This is a genomic window from Rhodopseudomonas palustris, assembly GCF_003591005.1.
Lineage (GTDB): Bacteria > Pseudomonadota > Alphaproteobacteria > Rhizobiales > Xanthobacteraceae > Rhodopseudomonas > Rhodopseudomonas palustris_K.
In genome coordinates this window covers 1-543 of the sequence record NZ_QYYD01000081.1, presented here as the reverse complement: position 1 = coordinate 543, position 543 = coordinate 1, and the positions used below count along the sequence as shown (strand labels likewise).

The following is a 543-nucleotide window of genomic DNA, read 5'->3' as shown; positions in this document are numbered from 1 at the left end:
ATGCCGAAGAGGCCGATCGCCTGGAGATCTCCCTCGACCTGCTGGAGAAGCTGTGCTTTGAACCAGAGCTGGCCGGCTGGAACGGAATTGGCTTCGTGATTCAGGCCTACCAAAAACGCTGCCCGTTCGTCATTGATTCCCTGATTGACCTCGCCACCCGCAGCCGCCGTCGCCTGATGATCCGCCTGGTAAAAGGCGCCTACTGGGACAGCGAAATCAAACGCGCGCAGATGGACGGCCTCGAAGGCTACCCGGTGTATACCCGCAAGGTGTACACCGACGTCTCCTACCTCGCCTGCGCGAAAAAGCTGCTGGCGGTGCCGAGCCTGATCTATCCGCAGTTCGCGACCCATAACGCTCACACCCTGGCGGCAATTTATCAGCTGGCCGGGCAGAACTACTACCCGGGACAGTACGAATTCCAGTGCCTGCACGGCATGGGCGAGCCGCTGTACGAGCAGGTGACCGGTAAAGTCGCCGATGGCAAACTCAACCGCCCGTGCCGTATCTACGCGCCGGTCGGCACCCACGAAACGCTGCTGG

1 protein-coding gene is annotated in these 543 nt (G+C 61.1%); it reads left to right on the top strand.

Annotation, left to right across the window (positions count from 1 at the left end):
- Positions 1-543 (top strand): proline dehydrogenase family protein (locus D4Q52_RS26060; RefSeq protein ID WP_182915453.1); only part of this gene is annotated, 543 nt, incomplete at both ends.